18 protein-coding genes are annotated in these 16622 nt (G+C 72.7%); 3 read left to right on the top strand and 15 right to left on the bottom strand.

From position 1 onward, the window contains the following. Window positions 1-93 precede the first annotated feature (93 nt). From ACIBBF_RS11265 to ACIBBF_RS11215, 11 genes are all read right to left on the bottom strand, one after another. Window positions 94-1203: a 3-deoxy-7-phosphoheptulonate synthase gene (locus ACIBBF_RS11265; RefSeq protein WP_397413260.1), complete on the bottom strand. Its 1110-nt coding sequence runs from the start codon at window positions 1201-1203 to the stop codon at window positions 94-96. 283 nt (window positions 1204-1486) lie between these two features. Beyond that, window positions 1487-2218 carry a glutamine amidotransferase gene (locus ACIBBF_RS11260; RefSeq protein ID WP_397413258.1) on the bottom strand — a complete coding sequence of 244 codons (732 nt, stop codon included), beginning with the start codon at window positions 2216-2218 and terminating at the stop codon, window positions 1487-1489. A gap of 19 nt (window positions 2219-2237) precedes the next feature. Then, window positions 2238-3170, bottom strand: a complete 933-nt coding sequence (locus ACIBBF_RS11255; RefSeq protein ID WP_397413256.1) for a bile acid:sodium symporter family protein — start codon at window positions 3168-3170, stop codon at window positions 2238-2240. Window positions 3171-3254: 84 nt separating this feature from the next. Beyond that, the gene (locus ACIBBF_RS11250) at window positions 3255-4061 is read right to left on the bottom strand and encodes an ABC transporter permease (RefSeq protein ID WP_397413254.1); all 807 of its coding nucleotides are present in this window, start codon (window positions 4059-4061) and stop codon (window positions 3255-3257) included. Beyond that, entirely contained in the window at window positions 4058-5041 is a 984-nt protein-coding gene (locus ACIBBF_RS11245) for an ABC transporter ATP-binding protein (protein ID WP_397413252.1), read from the bottom strand. Before ACIBBF_RS11245 ends, ACIBBF_RS11250 begins: the two co-directional genes overlap by 4 nt. A 41-nt stretch (window positions 5042-5082) precedes the next feature. Beyond that, entirely contained in the window at window positions 5083-5925 is an 843-nt protein-coding gene (locus ACIBBF_RS11240; protein ID WP_397413250.1) for a hypothetical protein, read from the bottom strand. Between the two features lie 12 nt (window positions 5926-5937). Beyond that, window positions 5938-6735 carry a hypothetical protein gene (locus ACIBBF_RS11235; protein WP_397413248.1) on the bottom strand — a complete coding sequence of 266 codons (798 nt, stop codon included), beginning with the start codon at window positions 6733-6735 and terminating at the stop codon, window positions 5938-5940. Beyond that, window positions 6735-7682, bottom strand: coding sequence for an ATP-binding cassette domain-containing protein (locus tag ACIBBF_RS11230; RefSeq protein ID WP_397413246.1), 948 nt, complete (start codon window positions 7680-7682; stop codon window positions 6735-6737). The genes ACIBBF_RS11235 and ACIBBF_RS11230 overlap by 1 nt, the downstream gene beginning before the upstream one ends. Then, on the bottom strand, window positions 7679-8062 hold the full coding sequence (locus ACIBBF_RS11225; protein WP_397413244.1) for a GntR family transcriptional regulator: 384 nt from the start codon (window positions 8060-8062) through the stop codon (window positions 7679-7681). Before ACIBBF_RS11225 ends, ACIBBF_RS11230 begins: the two co-directional genes overlap by 4 nt. 144 nt (window positions 8063-8206) lie before the next feature. Continuing rightward, a complete protein-coding gene (locus tag ACIBBF_RS11220) occupies window positions 8207-9313 on the bottom strand; it encodes an aspartate-semialdehyde dehydrogenase (protein WP_397413242.1) in 1107 nt (368 codons plus the stop codon). A 1-nt stretch (window position 9314) separates the two neighbouring features. Continuing rightward, window positions 9315-10592, bottom strand: coding sequence for an aspartate kinase (locus tag ACIBBF_RS11215; protein WP_397413240.1), 1278 nt, complete (start codon window positions 10590-10592; stop codon window positions 9315-9317). Between the two features lie 244 nt (window positions 10593-10836). Here ACIBBF_RS11215 and ACIBBF_RS11210 point away from each other — a divergent pair, with 244 nt between their 5' ends. Then, complete coding sequence (locus ACIBBF_RS11210) at window positions 10837-11589, top strand: SDR family NAD(P)-dependent oxidoreductase (RefSeq protein WP_397413238.1); 753 nt, start codon at window positions 10837-10839, stop codon at window positions 11587-11589. Window positions 11590-11620: 31 nt separating this feature from the next. Here the strand turns inward: ACIBBF_RS11210 and ACIBBF_RS11205 are convergent, their stop codons facing one another. After that, on the bottom strand, window positions 11621-12400 hold the full coding sequence (locus tag ACIBBF_RS11205) for a sulfite exporter TauE/SafE family protein (RefSeq protein WP_397413236.1): 780 nt from the start codon (window positions 12398-12400) through the stop codon (window positions 11621-11623). 104 nt (window positions 12401-12504) lie between these two features. Beyond that, complete coding sequence (locus ACIBBF_RS11200; RefSeq protein ID WP_397413234.1) at window positions 12505-13254, bottom strand: YqjF family protein; 750 nt, start codon at window positions 13252-13254, stop codon at window positions 12505-12507. Between the two features lie 54 nt (window positions 13255-13308). Between ACIBBF_RS11200 and recR the strand changes: the two genes are divergently transcribed. Together recR and ACIBBF_RS11190 are read left to right on the top strand one after the other, a co-directional pair. Continuing rightward, the gene (gene recR / locus ACIBBF_RS11195) at window positions 13309-13914 is read left to right on the top strand and encodes a recombination mediator RecR (RefSeq protein ID WP_397413232.1); all 606 of its coding nucleotides are present in this window, start codon (window positions 13309-13311) and stop codon (window positions 13912-13914) included. A gap of 12 nt (window positions 13915-13926) precedes the next feature. Beyond that, a complete protein-coding gene (locus ACIBBF_RS11190) occupies window positions 13927-14496 on the top strand; it encodes a DUF5063 domain-containing protein (protein ID WP_397413478.1) in 570 nt (189 codons plus the stop codon). A 3-nt stretch (window positions 14497-14499) separates the two neighbouring features. On the opposite strand, the gene ACIBBF_RS11185 is transcribed toward ACIBBF_RS11190, so the two are convergent. After that, complete coding sequence (locus ACIBBF_RS11185) at window positions 14500-15624, bottom strand: ABC transporter permease (RefSeq protein ID WP_397413230.1); 1125 nt, start codon at window positions 15622-15624, stop codon at window positions 14500-14502. Then, complete coding sequence (locus ACIBBF_RS11180; protein WP_397413228.1) at window positions 15621-16541, bottom strand: ABC transporter ATP-binding protein; 921 nt, start codon at window positions 16539-16541, stop codon at window positions 15621-15623. Before ACIBBF_RS11180 ends, ACIBBF_RS11185 begins: the two co-directional genes overlap by 4 nt. Window positions 16542-16622 lie beyond the last annotated feature (81 nt).

Raw genomic sequence — 16622 nt, 5'->3', positions numbered from 1 at the left:
CGGTGGGGGGGGGGGGGGGGGGGGCGGGGGGGGGCGGGGGGGGGGGGGGGGGGGGCGGGGGGCCCCCCCCCCCCCCCCCCCCCGTCCGCGGTCTCAGCCCCGCCGCTCCCGCACGGCCTTCGCCAGCTCGCGCAGCAGGTCCTCCGTGGTGTCCCAGTCCATGCACTTGTCCGTGACCGACTGGCCGTAGGTGAGCTCGGACAGCGGGCCGGGCTTCTGCGCCCCGGCCACCAGGAAGCTCTCCATCATGAGGCCGGTGATGCCGTGCTCGCCGTCGGCGATCCGGTTGGCGATCTCGTGCACCACGCCCGCCTGGCGCACGTGGTCCTTGCCCGAGTTGCCGTGGCTCGCGTCGACTATCACGCCGTTCTCGACGGCGCCGCCCAGCCCGGAGGTGCGGGCCACGCGCAGCGCGGCGGCGACGTCCTCCGGCGAGTAGTTGGGGCCGGAGCGGCCGCCGCGCAGGATGACGTGGCAGTCGGGGTTGCCGGTGGTCTCGACGGCGGCGGCACGGCCCTCGCCGTCGGCCCCGAAGAAGGTGTGCTCGCTGGCGGCGGTGATGCAGCCGTCCACGGCGATCTGGACGTCGCCGTCGGTCGCGTTCTTGAACCCGACCGGCATGGACAGGCCCGAGGCGAGCTGGCGGTGCACCTGCGACTCCGCATTGCGCGCGCCGATGGCGCCCCAGGTGACGGCGTCGGCGATGTACTGGGGGCTGGTCGGCTCCAGGAACTCGGCGGCGGCGGGGACGCCGGCGTCGAGCACGCCGAGCAGCACCTCGCGGGCCAGGCTCAGGCCGTGCCGCACGTCGTGCGTGCCGTCCAGGTGCGGGTCGTTGATGAGGCCCTTCCAGCCCACCGTGGTGCGCGGCTTCTCGAAGTACACCCGCATGACCACGACCAGGTCGTCGGACAGCTCGCGCCGGAGCGTGGCGAGCCGGGCGGCGTACTCCAGCGCGGCGGCCGGGTCGTGCACGGAGCACGGGCCGACGATCGTCAGCAGGCGGTCGTCCTCGCCGGTCAGCACGTCACGCACCTCACGGCGCGAGGTGGTGACGAGGTCGCTGCGGGCGGTACCGAGCGGCATCGACGCCAGCAGGGCGTTCGGCGCGGGCAGCGGGTCGAGGGCGCGGATGCGCAGGTCGGAGGTGCGGGTACCGAGGTCGGTCGCCTCGGTGCTGGGTTCCGCGGGGGTGATGCTCATCGGGATCGGGGCTCCAAGTTGGCGGGATCTGGTTCGAGGAACCGGACGGCCCGCCACCGACTCCTGGTCCGGAGCGGCCCGTCTGGTAAAGACGAAGGGCCTGGACGCGATCGGCGTCCCAGGCCCTGGCTCCGGGTGGAAAGTTGGTCAGGCGCGCGCCCGCCGGGCTCCACCAGGAGCCGACGTAAAGCGCCAATACCAACGGATGTCCACGGCGAAAACGGTAGCCGCACCCCCGGCGGCTGTCCACCGGTTCCCACGATGCGGTCGATCACAGTCGCCGCTACCGGGCGTAACGCTCCACGAAGGCCCGCAGCACGCGCATCGGCTCGGTGACCGGCACGGAGGCGCACCGCTCCCGGACGAGCTCCGCCTCCGCCGGCGGGAAGTACCCGTAGTCGCGGTAGACCGCGATGCGCTGCTCGATGCCCGGGACGTCGAGCTCCGGGTGGAACTGGGTGGCGTAGAGGTTCTGCTTGATCCGGAACATCTGCACCGGGCACCCCGCCGAGGAGGCGAGCAGCACGGCGTGGTCCGGCAGCTTGCGGACGGCCTCCTTGTGCCCCACGTACGCGGCGAAGGCCTGCGGCATGTCCGCGAGCAGCGGGTCCGACGCCGCCTCCGGCGTCAGCTCCACCGTCACCGGCCCCACGGGCTCCGCGTACGTCGCGTCGATCACCGCGCCCTGGTGCGCGCCCAGCGTGCCGACGCCGTAGCACGCGCCGAGGAACGGGAAGTCGCGCGCCACGATCTGGTCGAGCAGCCCGCCGAGCTCCGCCTCCACGCGGCGCTGCGTGGCGCTCTTGCGCTCCGGTGCCTCCGAGGAGTTGAACGGGCCCCCGCCCACCAGCACGCCGGAGTAGTCGTCCAGGTCCACCGGCGGCAGCGGGTCGCGCTCGAGGCGGACGCGGTGGAGCTGCTCCGGGGCGAGGCCCCCGTACCGCAGGAACGCCTCGTGCTCACCGTCCGCGGCGAGGTCTTCCGCACGCGTCGCGAGCAGCAGGAACGGCTTCATGACATGAGGGTAGGGGAGATCAGCGGGTCGTGGAGCGGCGCGCCCACCAGGTCGCGAGGGCGGCACCGGAGAGGTTGTGCCAGACCGAGAACAGCGCGGCGGGCAGGGCCGCGGCGGGGGTGAAGTGGGTCGCCGCCAGGCTCGCGGCGAGGCCCGAGTTCTGCATGCCCACCTCGATGCTCACCGCCCGGCGCGCGGGGCGGTCCAGCCGGGCCGCGACGGCGGTGCCGTAGCCGAGCAGCAGCCCCAGGAGGTTGTGCGTGATCACGGCGAGCGCCAGCAGCAGCCCGGTCGACAGCACGGTCCCGGCGTTGGCGGCCACCACGCCGAGCACCACCAGGACGATGCCGCCCACGGACACCAGGGGCAGGAACGGCAGCACCCGCTCCACGAACCGCCCGGCGACGGCGCGCACCACCAGGCCGGCCAGCACCGGCACGAGCACCACCTGGACGATCGAGCCGAACAGGTCGGCGAACCCGACGTCGAGGCTCTCGTCGGCCAGCCACAGGATGAGCAGCGGCGTGAGGAACGGCGCGAGCAGGGTGGAGATCGCCGTCATGGTCACCGACAGGGCGGTGTCGCCCTTGCCGAGGTAGACGATCACGTTGGAGGCGGTGCCACCGGGTGCGGCCCCGACCAGGATCATGCCGAGCAGGGCCATGCCGGTCAGCCCGTACAGCCCGCTCACGCCCCAGGCGAGGAGCGGCATGATGACGAACTGCGCGAGGACGCCGATGAGCACCGCCCACGGGCGCCGGGCCACGAGGGCGAAGTCGCTCCCCCGCAGGGTGAGCCCCATGCCGAACATCACGATCCCGAGGAACAGTGGGATGTGCGCGGCGAGCGGCGCGAGCTGGGCCGGCGCGAGCAGCCCGGCGATCCCGCCGATCAGCACCAGTACCGCGAACCAGCGTCCGGCCAGATCGGCGATCGTGCGCAGCGTCCTCATCGTGTGTCCCCCTCGGCGTCGGCATCGGCCGGGGTCACCGTAGACCCGGCCCTGCCGCGGGCAGGGCCGGGTCCCGACAGGTGGTCAGGTCCAGCGGAAGAGCTTCACGCCGAGCGGGAAGAGCACCAGGGTCCACGCGAGGAGCACGAGCACCTGGGCGAGCGGGAAGCCCTCGTTGCCGAACCAGCCGACGGTGAGGCCCTGGGCGGCCGCACCGAGCGGCAGGTAGAGGCCGATCCGTTCCATCCAGTCGGGCATGACCGACAGGGGCACCCACACCCCGGAGAACATCAGGGACGGGAAGTAGATCAGCATGCCGAGGCCGGACGCGGTGGTGCCCTTCTCGGCTCGTGCCGCCACGAGCAGGCCGAGGGAGAACATGGCCGTCGTGGACAGCACGAGCACCAGCAGCACGGTCAACGGGTCGGCCGCGAACGGCACGCCCAACACCAGCATGGCGCCGACGACGGCCGCGCCCGCCGACACGATCAGCGCGAGCACGTTGATCACCATGTGCGCGCCGATCAGGTTCTGCGGCGGCATCGGGGTGGTCGACAGGCGCTTGAGGATGCCCTTCTCGCGGAAGGTGGCGAACTGCACCGGCATGGTCGTCAGCGCGATGGTGCCCACCGCGAGGGCGATGACGGTCGGCAGGTAGCTGGTGATGCCGGGCGCCTCGTTCCAGGGCGGTGGCGCGTCGGTCATCGGCTCCGCGAAGGCGGGGATGGCCAGGCCGAGGCCGAGCAGGAGCATGGTGGGGAACACGAGCGCGAAGAAGACCGCCGTGGGGTCCCGCAGCCACACCCGGAGCTCGGTGGCGAGCAGCGTTCCGAAGCCGCGGACCCTGCGCCGGCCGGTCCGCGTGGTCGTGGTGGGTTCGACGACGGTCACGCCGCCACCTCCTCGTTCTCCTCCGGGCGGTACTGACGCCCGGTGACCTGCACGAACACATCTTCCAGGGTGCGCTCGACCGTCCGCACGTCGTCGGGGACGACGTCGGCCGCGGCGAGCGCCTGCACCACCGCGAACAGCACCTTGCGGGTGCCGGTCACCTCGATCTCGGCCCCGGAGGTAGTGGCGCCGGCGACGTCCTCGTCCCGCTCCGACAGCGCGGTGAGGAGCTGGAGCGCGCGGGCGCGGGCGGCGTCGTCCGCGAACCGGAGGCGGACGCCCCGGTGGCCCTCCAGGCCCTCGATGAGGGCGGACGGCGCGCCCTGCGCGACGACGCGGCCGCCGTCGATGACGACGAGCCGGTCGCACAGCCGCTCGGCCTCCTCCATGAAGTGGGTGACCAGCAGGACGGTGACCCCGGAGTCGCGGACCCGCTCGACCAGGTCCCAGGTCGCGCGGCGGGCGGCGGGGTCGAGCCCGGTGGTGAGCTCGTCGAGGATGGCCACCTGCGGGCGTCCGACGAGCGCGAGCGCGATCGAGAGGCGCTGCTTCTGCCCGCCGGAGAGCTTGCCGAACTGCTGGTCGCGCTGGGCGGTCAGGTCGAGGAGGTCCAGGAGCTCGGCGGGGTCGGCGGACCGGGCGTAGAACGCCCCGAAGACGTCGAGAGCCTCCCCCACCGTGATCTTGTCGTGCAGGGCGGCCTCCTGGAGCTGCACGCCCACGTGCTCGCGCACCGACATCGGGTCGGCCTGGGGGTCGTGCCCCAGCATGCGCACGGTGCCGCCGTCCGCGTGCCGCAGGCCCGCGACGCACTCGACGGTGGTGGTCTTGCCGGCCCCGTTGGGGCCGAGGATCCCGAAGATCTCGCCGCGCTCGACCTGGAAGCTCACGTCGGCGACGGCGGTCTTGGGTGGTGCGGCGCGGCCGGCGCCGGGATAGGTCTTGCGCAGGTTGCGGACATCGACGACTGGGGACGTCATGGTCGCTCCTTCGAGGCTCAGGGGGACGAGCAGGGCAAGGGTCAGCGGGGTCGGACAGGTGCGGTGCGGAGCAGGGCGTACAGCACGACGGCGGCGATCGCGGCAGCCAGGGCCGCCCCGCCGACACCGGTCAGCAGAGTGACGAGGCCCTCCGCCGGGGGTACCTCGGCATGGTCGATGTCGGGCCGGAGCTCGACGTTGGCGATGGTGCCGACCACGCCCGTCCGGGTGGCGAGGTCGACGAGGACGGCGGGCAGGGCGAGCGGGACGATCAGGAGCGCGCCCCAGGCCCGGGCGTGCACGAAGCCGACCCCGATGCACGCCCCGACCAGCAGGTAGGTGGCCACGACGAGCCCCTCGGCCAGCACGGTGCCGAGCACGGCCAGGGGCGAGTCGAACGGCAGGGCGCCGAGCCGTCGCCACGTCATACCCAGCGACGTGCTCAGCAGCCGCTCGCCCAGCAGCGCGAGGACCGTGACGACGCCGTAGCCGGCACCCAGCACGAGGGCGCCGCGGAGCACTCCCCCGGCCAGCGACCGGCGGCTGCCGCCCGCGGCGACGTGCACGGCCAGCAGGGCTGTCGTGCCGACGACACCGAGCCAGAGCACCGCCCAGCGCTGCGCGCCGAGGGTCGCGTCGAGCGCGCTGATCTCGAGGTCGCCGCCCGTCACGGCGTTCCCCACCGTGATGCCGACGGCGTACAGCGCGTAGATGACCCAGAACCAGCACGCGACGACGACGCCGGAGCGCCGCACCCACCGGTCGACGGCGGTGACGGCACGCCGGTGCCCGGCGCGGGCGAGGTCGGTACGGCTCATCACGGTCTCCTCGGTGGTGCGTGCGGCGGCCGACGTCGTGGTCGTCGCAGTGGTCGTCGTGGGCATGCGCGCTCCTCCTCAGGCGGCCGGTCGCAGCGCGACCGTCCGCAACGGCAGGCGGAACAGCCAGGCCGCCGCCGCGACGGTCGCGAGCCCGCCCGCCAGGGCCAGCAGCACCCCGCCGACGCCGCCGGGCAGGTTCCCCGGGCCGACGAGCAGGGCCGTGACGCCGGTGTGGGTCGCCAGGTCGACCACCGCCGCCGGCACGAGGGCGAGGGCGCCGTAGAGCGTCCCGGCGACGACACCGAACCGGCGGTACCCGGCCGCGGCCGCGGCCCCCGCCAGGTAGTAGGTGGCCACGACGAGCGACTCGGTCAGGACCGTCAGCGCGATGCCGGCCCAGCCGTCCACGGGCGGCCCGAACTCGCGGGTCCAGGTCTGGCCCAGCGCCCCGAGCAGGATGCGCTCACCGGTCAGGTAGACCGCCGTCATCAGGCCGATCAGCAGACCGCCCAGGAGGGCACCGCGGACCGTCCCGGCCACGAGCGTGCCGCGGCTGCCGCCCGCGGCAAGGTGCAGCCGCAGGTACACGGCCGGGACGATGAGCCCCAGCACCAGCGCCACCCAGCGCGAGGAACCGCCCATCTGGCTGTCGAGCACCGCCTCGTCGAGGCCCGGTCCGTAGCGGGTCATGAGCACCGCGATCGTCACCGCGACGAGGGCGAAGATCGCCCAGTACCAGCCGCCGATGGTGCGGATCACGCGCACCGTCGCACCGGCGGCGGTGCTCACGGCACGTCGCTCCGCCGCGCGGACCAGCAGGTCCCGGTCCGTTCCCGCGGCTGCCGTGCCCGTCGCCGTACCCGCGCTCGTCATCAGAGCACGCTCCTCGGGTCGGTGAGGCGGACGAACAGGTCCTGCACCGGCACGGCGCCGACCTCGGCCCCCGCCGAACGGGCCTCGGCGCGCTCGGCGTCGTCGAGCGCGCCCTCCAGGGTCACCTGGACCGTCGCACCGAGCTGCTGCCGGTGCAGCACCCGCCGGTCGCCGGTGATCCGCTCGACGGCGTCCCGGCTCCCCGTGAGGCTGAACCCGCGGGCCCGCATCTGCTCGGCCGGCTCCGCCAGGAGCACCCGCCCCCGGTCGATGACCACCACGTCCTCGAACAGCCGCTCGACCTCCTCCACCAGGTGGCTGGAGAGCAGGATGGTGCGCGGATGCTCCGCGTAGTCGGCCAGGAGCTCGTCGTAGAAGGCGTACCGCGTGGGCGCGTCCATGCCGAGGTACACCTCGTCGAAGATCGTCAGCGGAGCCCGCGTGGCCAGGCCGATGGTGGCGCCGACCGCCGACCGCTTGCCGCGGGACAGCGCGGACGGCCTCTTGCGGACGTCCACCTCGAACAGGTCGAGCAGGCGCTCCGCGGTCTCGGCGCTCCAGCCGGGCCGCATGTCGGCGTAGTACCTGAGGGAGGTCGTCACCTTCTCGTCGTTCATCAGGTCACCGCTCTCCCGCACGAGCTGCGTGCCCGAGGTGACCCACGGGTTCTCCCACGGGTCCTCCTGCGCGCCCTCGGGCCCCACGACGACGCTGCCGCTCGTGGGCCGCGTGAACGCCGCCAGCAGGGAGAGCATCGTCGTCTTGCCCGCGCCGTTGCGGCCGAGCACCCCGGTGATCGTCCCGGGCCGGATCGTCAGCGATGCGCCGTCGAGTCCCGTGCCGGCGTCCTCCCTGACCAGGCCGCCGTTGGGCAGCAGCCGGTGGCCGCCGCCGAACCGGACGACGACGTCGTCCAGCCGGGCGCCGAAAGGTGCGGTCGTCGTCATGACTCCTCCGTGGTCTGCGTTCGTCGGGCGTCGGGCCCCAGGACGTAGGCCACCACCTCGTCCCGCGGGATGCCGAGAAGGTCCGCCTGCTGCAGAGCGGGCGCCAGGACCTCCTCGAAGTAGCGCCTGCGGTGGTCGTCGAGCAGGCGCTCGCGGGCCTGCGGCGCGACGAACATCCCGAGACCGCGACGCTTGTAGAGCACGCCCTCGTCGACCAGCCCGGCGAACGCCTTCTGGGCGGTCGCGGGGTTGATGCGGAACGTCGTCGCGAACTGCGTGGTGGACATGACCTGCTCCTCCTCCTTCAGCTCACCGGCGAGTACCTGCGCGCGGATCATCTGCGCGATCTGCACGTAGATCGGCTCGGGCCCGTCGAACACCGGCCCACCCCCTCCGTTGGTTCATTACTTGACTAATGAACCATAGCCCGACCGGTGCGCGCAAGAAAAACGCCGGGACAGAGCGCGTGTCGCTCTGCCCCGGCGTGTCGCCGGCCCTGTCGGCCGGACCACGAACCGGCCGGACTACGTGTCGGCCGCCTCCGCGGCGTCCAGGACCTCGAGCTCCGCGAGGTCGGCCGCGATGAGCTCCGCGATCTGGATCGCGTTCAGCGCGGCGCCCTTGCGCAGGTTGTCGTTGCTGACGAACAGGACGAGCCCGCGGCCGTCCGGCACGGACTGGTCCTGCCGGATGCGACCCACGAGGGACGGGTCGACGCCGGCCGCGGCGAGCGGCGTCGGCACGTCGACGAGCTGGACGCCGGGCGCGTCCGCCAGCAGCTTGCGGGCCTCGTCCGGCGTGATCGACCGCGCGAACTCCGCGTGGATCGACAGCGAGTGCCCGGTGAACACGGGGACGCGCACGCAGGTGCCGGCCACGGCCAGGTCGGGCAGGCCCAGGATCTTGCGCGACTCGTGGCGCAGCTTCTGCTCCTCGTCGGTCTCGCCCGAGCCGTCGTCGACCAGGTTGCCCGCCAGGGGCAGCACGTTGAACGCGATCGGCGCCGCGTAGACGGCGGGGTCCGGCAGGTCGACGGAGGCGCCGTCGTGCACCAGGCCCTCGATCTCCTGCCCGAGAGCCGCACGCACCTGACCGGCCAGCTCGGCCACGCCCGACAGGCCCGAACCGGACACCGCCTGGTAGGTGGCCACGCGCAGCCGCTCCAGCCCGGCCGCCTGCGCCAGGGGCGCGAGCGCCGGCATGGCGGCCATCGTGGTGCAGTTCGGGTTGGCGACGATGCCCTTGACCGCGTCGGCGATCGCCTCCGGGTTCACCTCGGACACGACGAGCGGCACCTCGGGATCGCGCCGCCAGGCCGACGAGTTGTCGACGACGACGGCGCCCGCCTCGGCGAACCGCGGTGCGTGCTCGCGCGACGTGCCGCCGCCGGCGGAGAACAGCGCGATGTCGATCTCGGCCAGGTCCTCGGTGGAGGTGGCCGCGACGTCCTCGACCGGCACGTCCACGCCGTCGAACGACAGGGTGGTGCCCGCGGAGCGCGCGGAGGCGAAGAACCGGATCGAGGCCACGGGGAACTGGCGCTCGGCCAGCAGACGGCGCATGACGCCACCCACCTGGCCGGTGGCGCCGACGACGGCGACGTGCACGCCGTACTCGGAGATCTGGACCATGTCAGCGCCCCGTTCCTGCGTAGACGACCGCCTCGCCGTCCGCGCCGTCGAGCTCGAACGCGGTGTGCACGGCGCGCACCGCGTCGTCCAGCGAGTCCGCGCGGGTGACCACCGAGATGCGGATCTCCGAGGTGGAGATCATCTCGATGTTGATCCCGGCGTCACGCAGCGCGCCGAACAGCCGCGCGGAGACACCGGGGTGGGACTTCATGCCCGCGCCCACGAGCGACAGCTTGCCGATCTGGTCGTCGAACTGCAGCGAGTCGAAGCCCAGCTCACCCTGCACGGCCGTGAGGGCCGCCATGGTGGCGGGGCCGTCGCCGTCCGGCAGCGTGAAGGAGATGTCGGTGAGACCCGTGGCCGCGGCCGACACGTTCTGCACGATCATGTCGATGTTCGCGCCCGCCCCGGCGACGACCTCGAAGATGCGGGCGGCCATGCCCGGCACGTCGGGGACGCCGATCACGGTGATCTTGGACTCGGACCGGTCGTGCGCGACGCCGGAGATGATCGGGGCTTCCATGACGTTCTCCTTCGACTTCTTCTCGGCCGCGACCACCCGCGTGCCGTCGTGGGCGCTGAACGAGCTGCGGACGTGCACCGGCACGCCGTACCGGCGCGCGTACTCGACGCTGCGCAGCGCCAGCACCTTGGCGCCGCAGGCCGCGAGCTCCAGCATCTCCTCGTAGGAGACCCGGTCGATCTTGCGGGCGGCCGGGACGATGCGCGGGTCGGCGGTGAACACGCCGTCGACGTCGGTGTAGATCTCGCAGACGTCGGCGCCGAGGCCCGCCGCGAGCGCCACGGCCGTGGTGTCGGAGCCGCCGCGCCCGAGGGTGGTGACGTCGTTGGTGCCCTGCGTGACGCCCTGGAACCCGGCCACGATGGCGACCTGGCCCTTGTTCAGGGTCTCGCGGATGCGGTGGGGCACGACGTCGACGATCCGCGCCCGCCCGTGCACGGCGTCCGTGATGACGCCGGCCTGCTGGCCCGTGTAGGACTTGGCCTTCACGCCCAGGTTGGTGATCGCCATGGCGAGCAGCGACATGGAGATGCGCTCGCCCGCGGTGAGGAGGATGTCGAGCTCCCGCTGCGGCGGGAGAGGGGTGATCTGCTGGGCGAGGTCGAGGAGCTCGTCGGTGGTGTCGCCCATGGCGCTCACCACCACGACCACGTCGTTGCCCGCTCGCTTGGCCTCGGCGATCCGCTTCGCGACCCGCTTCACGCTGCGCGCGTCGCCGACCGAGGATCCGCCGTACTTCTGCACGACAAGTGCCATGCGCCTGCCTTCCGTTGCCGGCCTCCGTCTGTCTCAACGGCCCGCCGGGTGGTTGGGTTTGCGGATCGATGGTACTGCGGCGGGCATCCCGGGCGATGTGGCGTTCATCGTGCGGGACGCCGAGACGGAAGCCGCCTGGACGATACGTAAAGAATCACGGACTGTGCGTTATGGAAGGTATCCCCGAACTCCTTGAGGATCGACACCGAACCGATCGGCACCGAGAGAGTGACGGAGACAACGCATGGGACACCTCGACGACAGGACAGCGGTCGTGACCGGGGGCAGCACCGGCATCGGCCTGGCCACGGCCGTACGACTCGCGGACGAGGGCGCACACGTCTTCGTGACGGGCCGGCGTGAGACCGAGCTGGAGGCCGCGGTCAAGACGATCGGGACCGACCGGGCCACGGGGGTGGCCGGCGACATCGCGCAGGCGGCCAACCTCGACCGCCTCTACGACGCGGTCCGCGCCCGGGGCAAGGGGCTGGACGTGCTCGTCGCGAACGCCGCGGTCGCGGAGTTCATGACGCTGGAGCAGACCACCCAGGACCACTTCGACCAGACCTTCGCGGTCAACGTCCGGGGCACGCTGTTCACCGTGCAGAAGGCGTTGCCGCTCCTCAACGACGGCGCCTCCGTCATCCTGACCGGCTCCACGTCCGCCGACCGGGGCATGGCGGCGTTCGGCGCGTACGCGGCGTCGAAGGCGGCGGTCCGGTCGTTCGCGCGCACCTGGTCGACCGAGCTGAAGGATCGCGGCATCCGCGTCAACGTGGTCTCGCCGGGCATGATCGAGACGCCGGGCGGCACGGCCGTCAACGGCGGCGAGGAGGCCATGCCGGCCGTCCGTGCCGCCGCCGCCTCCTTCGTGGTCGCGGGCCGCATGGGTGAGCCCGAGGAGGTCGCCGCGGCGATGGCCTTCCTGGCCTCGCCGGAGGCCGGGTACGTCGTGGGCGCGAACGTCTACGTGGACGGCGGGGCGAACCAGGTCTGAGCCGCCGAGAGGGGTGGGGTCCCGCTGGACCTCACCCCTGGCCGGCGAAGACCTCCCAGGCCAGCCGCGCGATGAGGGCGCCCACCACGACGACGAACACGATGCGGACGAACCTCGACCCCTTGGCCACGGCCATGCGGGCGCCGATGTAGGCGCCCACCAGGTTGGCGAGCCCCATCGCCAGCCCGAGCGTCCAGACGACGGCGCCGCTGGGCACGAAGAAGAGGAGCGCGCCCAGGTTGGTGGCGAAGTTCACGATCTTGGCGATCGCGGACGCCGGGAGGAACGAGTAGCCGAGGGCGCTGACGAGGCTGATCACCAGGAACGTGCCGGTGCCCGGGCCCAGGAGGCCGTCGTAGGCGCCGATCAGCAGGCCGATGAGGGCGGCGATCCGCTTGTGCCCGTTGCCGACCCAGCGCAGGTCGTCGTGCTGGCCGACGTTCGGCTTGAGCAGCGTCCAGACGAGCACGCCGACGAGCACCACGAGGATGATCGGCTTGAAGAGCTGGTCCGGGATGTGCGACGCCCCGATCGCACCCGCGAACGCCCCGGCCAGGGCCGCGAGCGCCATGGGGCCGGCGGTGCGCAGGTCGGGCTGGACGCGCCGGTAGTAGGTGATGGCGCTGGTGGAGGTGCCCATGATGCTGGCGAGCTTGTTGGTCGCCAGCGCCTGGACGGGGCTGATGCCCGGCACGAGCAGCAGCGCGGGGAGCTGGATCAGCCCTCCCCCGCCCACCACGGCGTCGACCCACCCGGCAGCGAGGCCGGCGAGCAGGAGCAGGACGATGGTCAGCAGATCGAGTTCGGGCACGGGTGCATTGTGCGTGAATCGGTTCGACGGCCCAGGAAGCGTCTCGTCCGGTGGTTCTCCGGCGGCGCGCTCAGGCGGGCGGCCGGCGCGGTACGGCCGCGCGCTCAGGCGGGCAGGCGGGCGCCGCGGCGGACGGTGACCGGGGAGCCGTCGGCGACGAACGCCGAGACCGGAGGGGCGGCCAGTCCGTCGGCGAAGGCGGCCCCGTAGACCTGTTCGACGTCGCACTCCAGGCCGGGGTCGCGCACCTGCCACACCTGCCAGCTCGGGTGCTCGACGCGGTACTCGACCGCGCCGCCGCCCCGCTGGGCGGCGTACCCCCAGTAGTGCTCGGTGACGAACTGCTCGTGGGAGCCGTCGACGAGCGGCTGCGGAGCTCCCACGGTCGTGGCGCGCACGCTGTGCCACGCCCCGGCGTCGCGCCACGAGTACTCGACGAGGCCGCCGGAGGTGATCGCGCCGTCGTGCAGGTCGACGCGGTGCCGCATGGGGCGCGCCACGTAGCTCTCGCCGTATGCGAGGCGCGCGACGGCCGCGAGCGCGGGGCGCGGCACGATCTCCTTGACGAAGACGACGCCGCGCCGCCAGCCGTCGGCGGTACGGCGGCGCACGTAGAACCGCAGGTTGATCTCGTCGAAGTCGCGGTGGAACGGGACGGGCACGCCGAGCAGGCGGGTGCCCAGGAACCGGAATCCGACCATGCTGACCAGGTGGGTGCCGTCCCACGCGTCCAGCTCGACGCCGTGCGGCACGAGCGGGCGCAGGACGGCGGGGTCGACGGCGTAGTTGAGCAGCACGAGGTGGCGCCACTGCGCCGTGAGGAACATCCCCGTACGCGGCTCGGGTCCGGTCACGCGGGGAACGTACCAGGGGCCGCGTGTGGGTGACGCCCCGTAGGCTGACCTCTTGTGTACGAAGGCGCGGTCCAAGACCTGATCGACGAGCTCGGCCGGTTGCCCGGCGTCGGGCCCAAGAGCGCGCAGCGCATCGCGTTCCACCTGCTCGCGACCGACAACCAGGAGGTCAAGCGGCTGGTCGACGCGCTCACCGAGGTGAAGTTGCGCGTCCAGTTCTGCGAGCTCTGCGGCAACGTCGCGGAGGCCGAGCGCTGCCGCATCTGCCTCGACCCGCGGCGCAGCGACGAGGTGATCTGCGTCGTGGAGGAGCCCAAGGACGTGGTCGCGATCGAGCGCACCCGCGAGTTCCGCGGGCGGTACCACGTGCTGGGCGGCGCCATCAATCCCATCGAGAACGTGGGACCGGACGACCTGCGCATCAGCGAGCTCCTGGCCCGGCTGGCGGACGGGACGGTGCAGGAGGTCATCCTCGCCACCGACCCGAACGTCGAGGGAGAGGCCACGGCGACCTATCTTTCCCGACTGATGGGTCACATGGGTATCACTGTCTCGCGGCTGGCCTCGGGTCTGCCGGTGGGTGGAGACTTGGAGTACGCGGACGAGGTGACGCTCGGGCGCGCGTTCGAGGGCCGCCGGATCATCGGCAACGACAAGTAGGTGGGGATGACGATGAGCGAGATCACGCCCGGGTCGGACCTCCAGGAGGTCGCCGACCAGGTGTCCGCGCAGGCACGGACGTTCCTGTCGACGGTGACGCAGGTGGCGTCCGGCGGTATGCCGGGGGCCGAGCTGTCGCTCCTCGTCCTGGCGACGTCCGACCTGCTGGCGGCCGGGGCACGGCTGGCCGCGATCGTGGACGTGGTGCCCAAGGAGCGCTACGAGCCGGACACCGGCCCGGACACCGATCTCGACCCGCTGCGCGAGGCGCTGTCGAAGATGTTCGACGGTTTCGACGACTACACCGAGGTCGTGGACCCGGTGCTGGGCGCGGAGGTCGGGTCGGCCTCCCTGTCGGGTGACCTCGCGTGCGTCGCCGAGGCGCTGGCCAAGGGCCTGCAGCACTTCGACAGCGGCCACGAGCTCGAGGCCCTGTGGTGGTGGCAGTTCTCCTACTTCTCGCTGTGGGGCGAGCGGGCGGCGTCCGCCCTGCGTGTGCTCCAGGTGCTCCTCGCGCACGTCCGCCTGGACGTGGAGGACGACGTCGCCGCCGAGGCGGAGTACGACGCCCTCCACTCCTGACGGTCAGGCGACGCGGGTGCCCTGCGGCAGGTGCGCCGTCGGGACCCGCAGGCGGTTCACCGCGACCACGACGCCGGCCGCGCCGAGCAGCAGGTCGAAGCCGAGGCCCCAGGGCCACACGAGCTGGTCGGTGACCCGGACGGGCTCGACGGGCGAGTCGGCCGAGTCGACCATGTAGCTGCACCAGTCCTGCTCGCCGGTCTCGCCGGTGCGCGCGTAGCGCACGCCGTACTGGAGCAGCGCGAGCAGGTTGCCGTCGTCGGCGAGCGTCTCCGGGTCCCCGGTCAGGGGCTGCGCGTCGGCGACCACCACGAACGGGTTGGGCGCCAGCAGCCACCAGGTGCGCTCGCTGTGCCAGACGTCGACCTCGTGCGTCTGCCACTCGCACTCGGGCGCCTCGGTCTCCTCCCAGGTGTACCCGGGCTCGACGTCCCAGACCCGGACCTCCTGCGGGCTGGTGGTCACCGGCACGAGAAGGGCGAACACGATCGGCAGCACCGCGGTGACCCCGCCGAGGGTGAGGTACGTCAGCACCGCGGACCCGGACGTCTTGCCGACCACCGCCGAGAAGCCGAGCCCGACGGCGCACACGACGCCGAGCACGAGCGCCAGCATGAGCACCGTGGTGAGCAGCGCGAGCCAGGACACGCCCCCGCCGACCAGTGCCCAGGCCAGGAACGGGATGCTCGCCACGAGGAAGGCGAGGGCCGCGATCCAGGCCGCCGCCAGCTTGCCGAGCACGATCTCCGCGGGCGACAGCAGCGTGACCTGGAGTGTCGCGAGCGTGCCCGCGTTCCGGTCGCCGTTGATCGCACCCGACGAGAGGGTGGGCGCCACCAGCAGCCCGAGGAACAGCACGAAGCCGACGACGATGCTGTAGACCATGCCGCCGAACGGCTCGCCGCTCGGTTCGTCCCCCGCGAGGATCGCGAAGGCACCCGTGGTGAGCAGCGTGATCAGGCCGACCACGAGGAACCACACGACCAGAGCGGTCTTCCACCGCGTGGACCGCACGCGCTGGCGCAGCTCCAGCACCGTGACGGTGCGCAGGCCGTGCCAGGACAGGGACCACGTGCCACGCCCGCCGGCGCGCGGTGCGGCCGGGGCAACTTCCACGTCGACGCTCATCGCCGCTCCTCCTCCAGGGCCAGGTAGGCCTGCTCCAAGACGCCGCCCGCGGGCGCGAGACTCGACACCTCGACGCCGCCCTCGACTGCCGAGCGCAGCAGCGCCGCGGCCGCGGCGTCCCCGGCGAGCTCGACGAGCACCCCGGGTCCGTCGGTGTCCCGGCGGTAGGCCGTACCGTGCTGGTCCAGCCAGGCCGTGAGCGCAGCGGGGTCCAGACCCGTCAGCCGCCACTCGCGCGGCAGGTCGCCGTCGGCCACGGAACGCGTGGCGACCGTGCGCCCGCGCGAGATGAACACGGCGTCGTCGGCCATCTCGTCGAGCTCGGTGAGCACGTGCGAGGAGACCAGGATCGTCTTGCCCTGCGCCGCAAGACGCCGGACCAGCACGCGCAGGTCCACGCGGGAGCGCGGGTCCAGACCCGAGGCGGGCTCGTCGAGGAGCAGGACGTCGGGATCGTGCACCAGGGCCCGCGCCAGGCCGAGTCGCTGCTTCTGGCCCCGGGACAGGACGTGCGCGGGCTGGTCGGCGAGATCGGACAGGTGCACGAGGTCGAGCAGCTCGCCCGCGCGGGCCCGGCCGGCGGCGGCGTCGATGCGGTAGGCCGCCGCGACGGTGGTCAGCACCTCGCGGGCGGTCAGGGAGTCCCACGTGCCGAACACGTCCGGCATCCAGCCGGTCCGCGATCGCGCCGCATAGCTGTCGGCCACCGGGTCGGCCCCCGCGACGCTGATCGTGCCCCCGTCGGGCGTCAGGAGTCCGGCGAGCATGAGCAGGAGGGTCGTCTTGCCCGACCCGTTGGGTCCGATCAGCGCGGTGACACGACCTGGTGCGGCGACCAGGTCGACGTCGGCCACGGCATGGACCGGCCCGAAGGAACGCCGCACGCCCTGCGCGCGGATACCACCGTCTGGTGTCATGCCGGGACAGTAGCGCGGGACACGCTCGCGAACCGTCAGGCCGGGGGATGAACCCGGGTCCCACCTCGGGATGACATCGCA

The sequence above is a fragment of the Promicromonospora sp. NPDC050880 genome (assembly GCF_044456525.1).
In the GTDB taxonomy this organism is placed as follows: Bacteria; Actinomycetota; Actinomycetes; order Actinomycetales; family Cellulomonadaceae; genus Promicromonospora.
The sequence above is the reverse complement of the archived record's forward strand: the minus strand, read 5'-3'. Positions and strand labels throughout refer to the sequence as shown.

Bases quoted from the DNA above. Each gene is read 5' to 3' on its own strand.
- ACIBBF_RS11265 (WP_397413260.1), bottom strand. From the start codon at position 1,203: ATGAGCATCACCCCCGCGGAACCCAGCACCGAGGCGACCGACCTCGGT.
- ACIBBF_RS11260 (WP_397413258.1), bottom strand. From the start codon at position 2,218: ATGAAGCCGTTCCTGCTGCTCGCGACGCGTGCGGAAGACCTCGCCGCG.
- ACIBBF_RS11255 (WP_397413256.1), bottom strand. From the start codon at position 3,170: ATGAGGACGCTGCGCACGATCGCCGATCTGGCCGGACGCTGGTTCGCG.
- ACIBBF_RS11245 (WP_397413252.1), bottom strand. From the start codon at position 5,041: ATGACGTCCCCAGTCGTCGATGTCCGCAACCTGCGCAAGACCTATCCC.
- ACIBBF_RS11240 (WP_397413250.1), bottom strand. From the start codon at position 5,925: ATGCCCACGACGACCACTGCGACGACCACGACGTCGGCCGCCGCACGC.
- ACIBBF_RS11235 (WP_397413248.1), bottom strand. From the start codon at position 6,735: ATGACGAGCGCGGGTACGGCGACGGGCACGGCAGCCGCGGGAACGGAC.
- ACIBBF_RS11230 (WP_397413246.1), bottom strand. From the start codon at position 7,682: ATGACGACGACCGCACCTTTCGGCGCCCGGCTGGACGACGTCGTCGTC.
- ACIBBF_RS11220 (WP_397413242.1), bottom strand. From the start codon at position 9,313: ATGGTCCAGATCTCCGAGTACGGCGTGCACGTCGCCGTCGTCGGCGCC.
- ACIBBF_RS11215 (WP_397413240.1), bottom strand. From the start codon at position 10,592: ATGGCACTTGTCGTGCAGAAGTACGGCGGATCCTCGGTCGGCGACGCG.
- ACIBBF_RS11210 (WP_397413238.1), top strand. From the start codon at position 10,837: ATGGGACACCTCGACGACAGGACAGCGGTCGTGACCGGGGGCAGCACC.
- ACIBBF_RS11190 (WP_397413478.1), top strand. From the start codon at position 13,927: ATGAGCGAGATCACGCCCGGGTCGGACCTCCAGGAGGTCGCCGACCAG.
- ACIBBF_RS11185 (WP_397413230.1), bottom strand. From the start codon at position 15,624: ATGAGCGTCGACGTGGAAGTTGCCCCGGCCGCACCGCGCGCCGGCGGG.
- ACIBBF_RS11180 (WP_397413228.1), bottom strand. From the start codon at position 16,541: ATGACACCAGACGGTGGTATCCGCGCGCAGGGCGTGCGGCGTTCCTTC.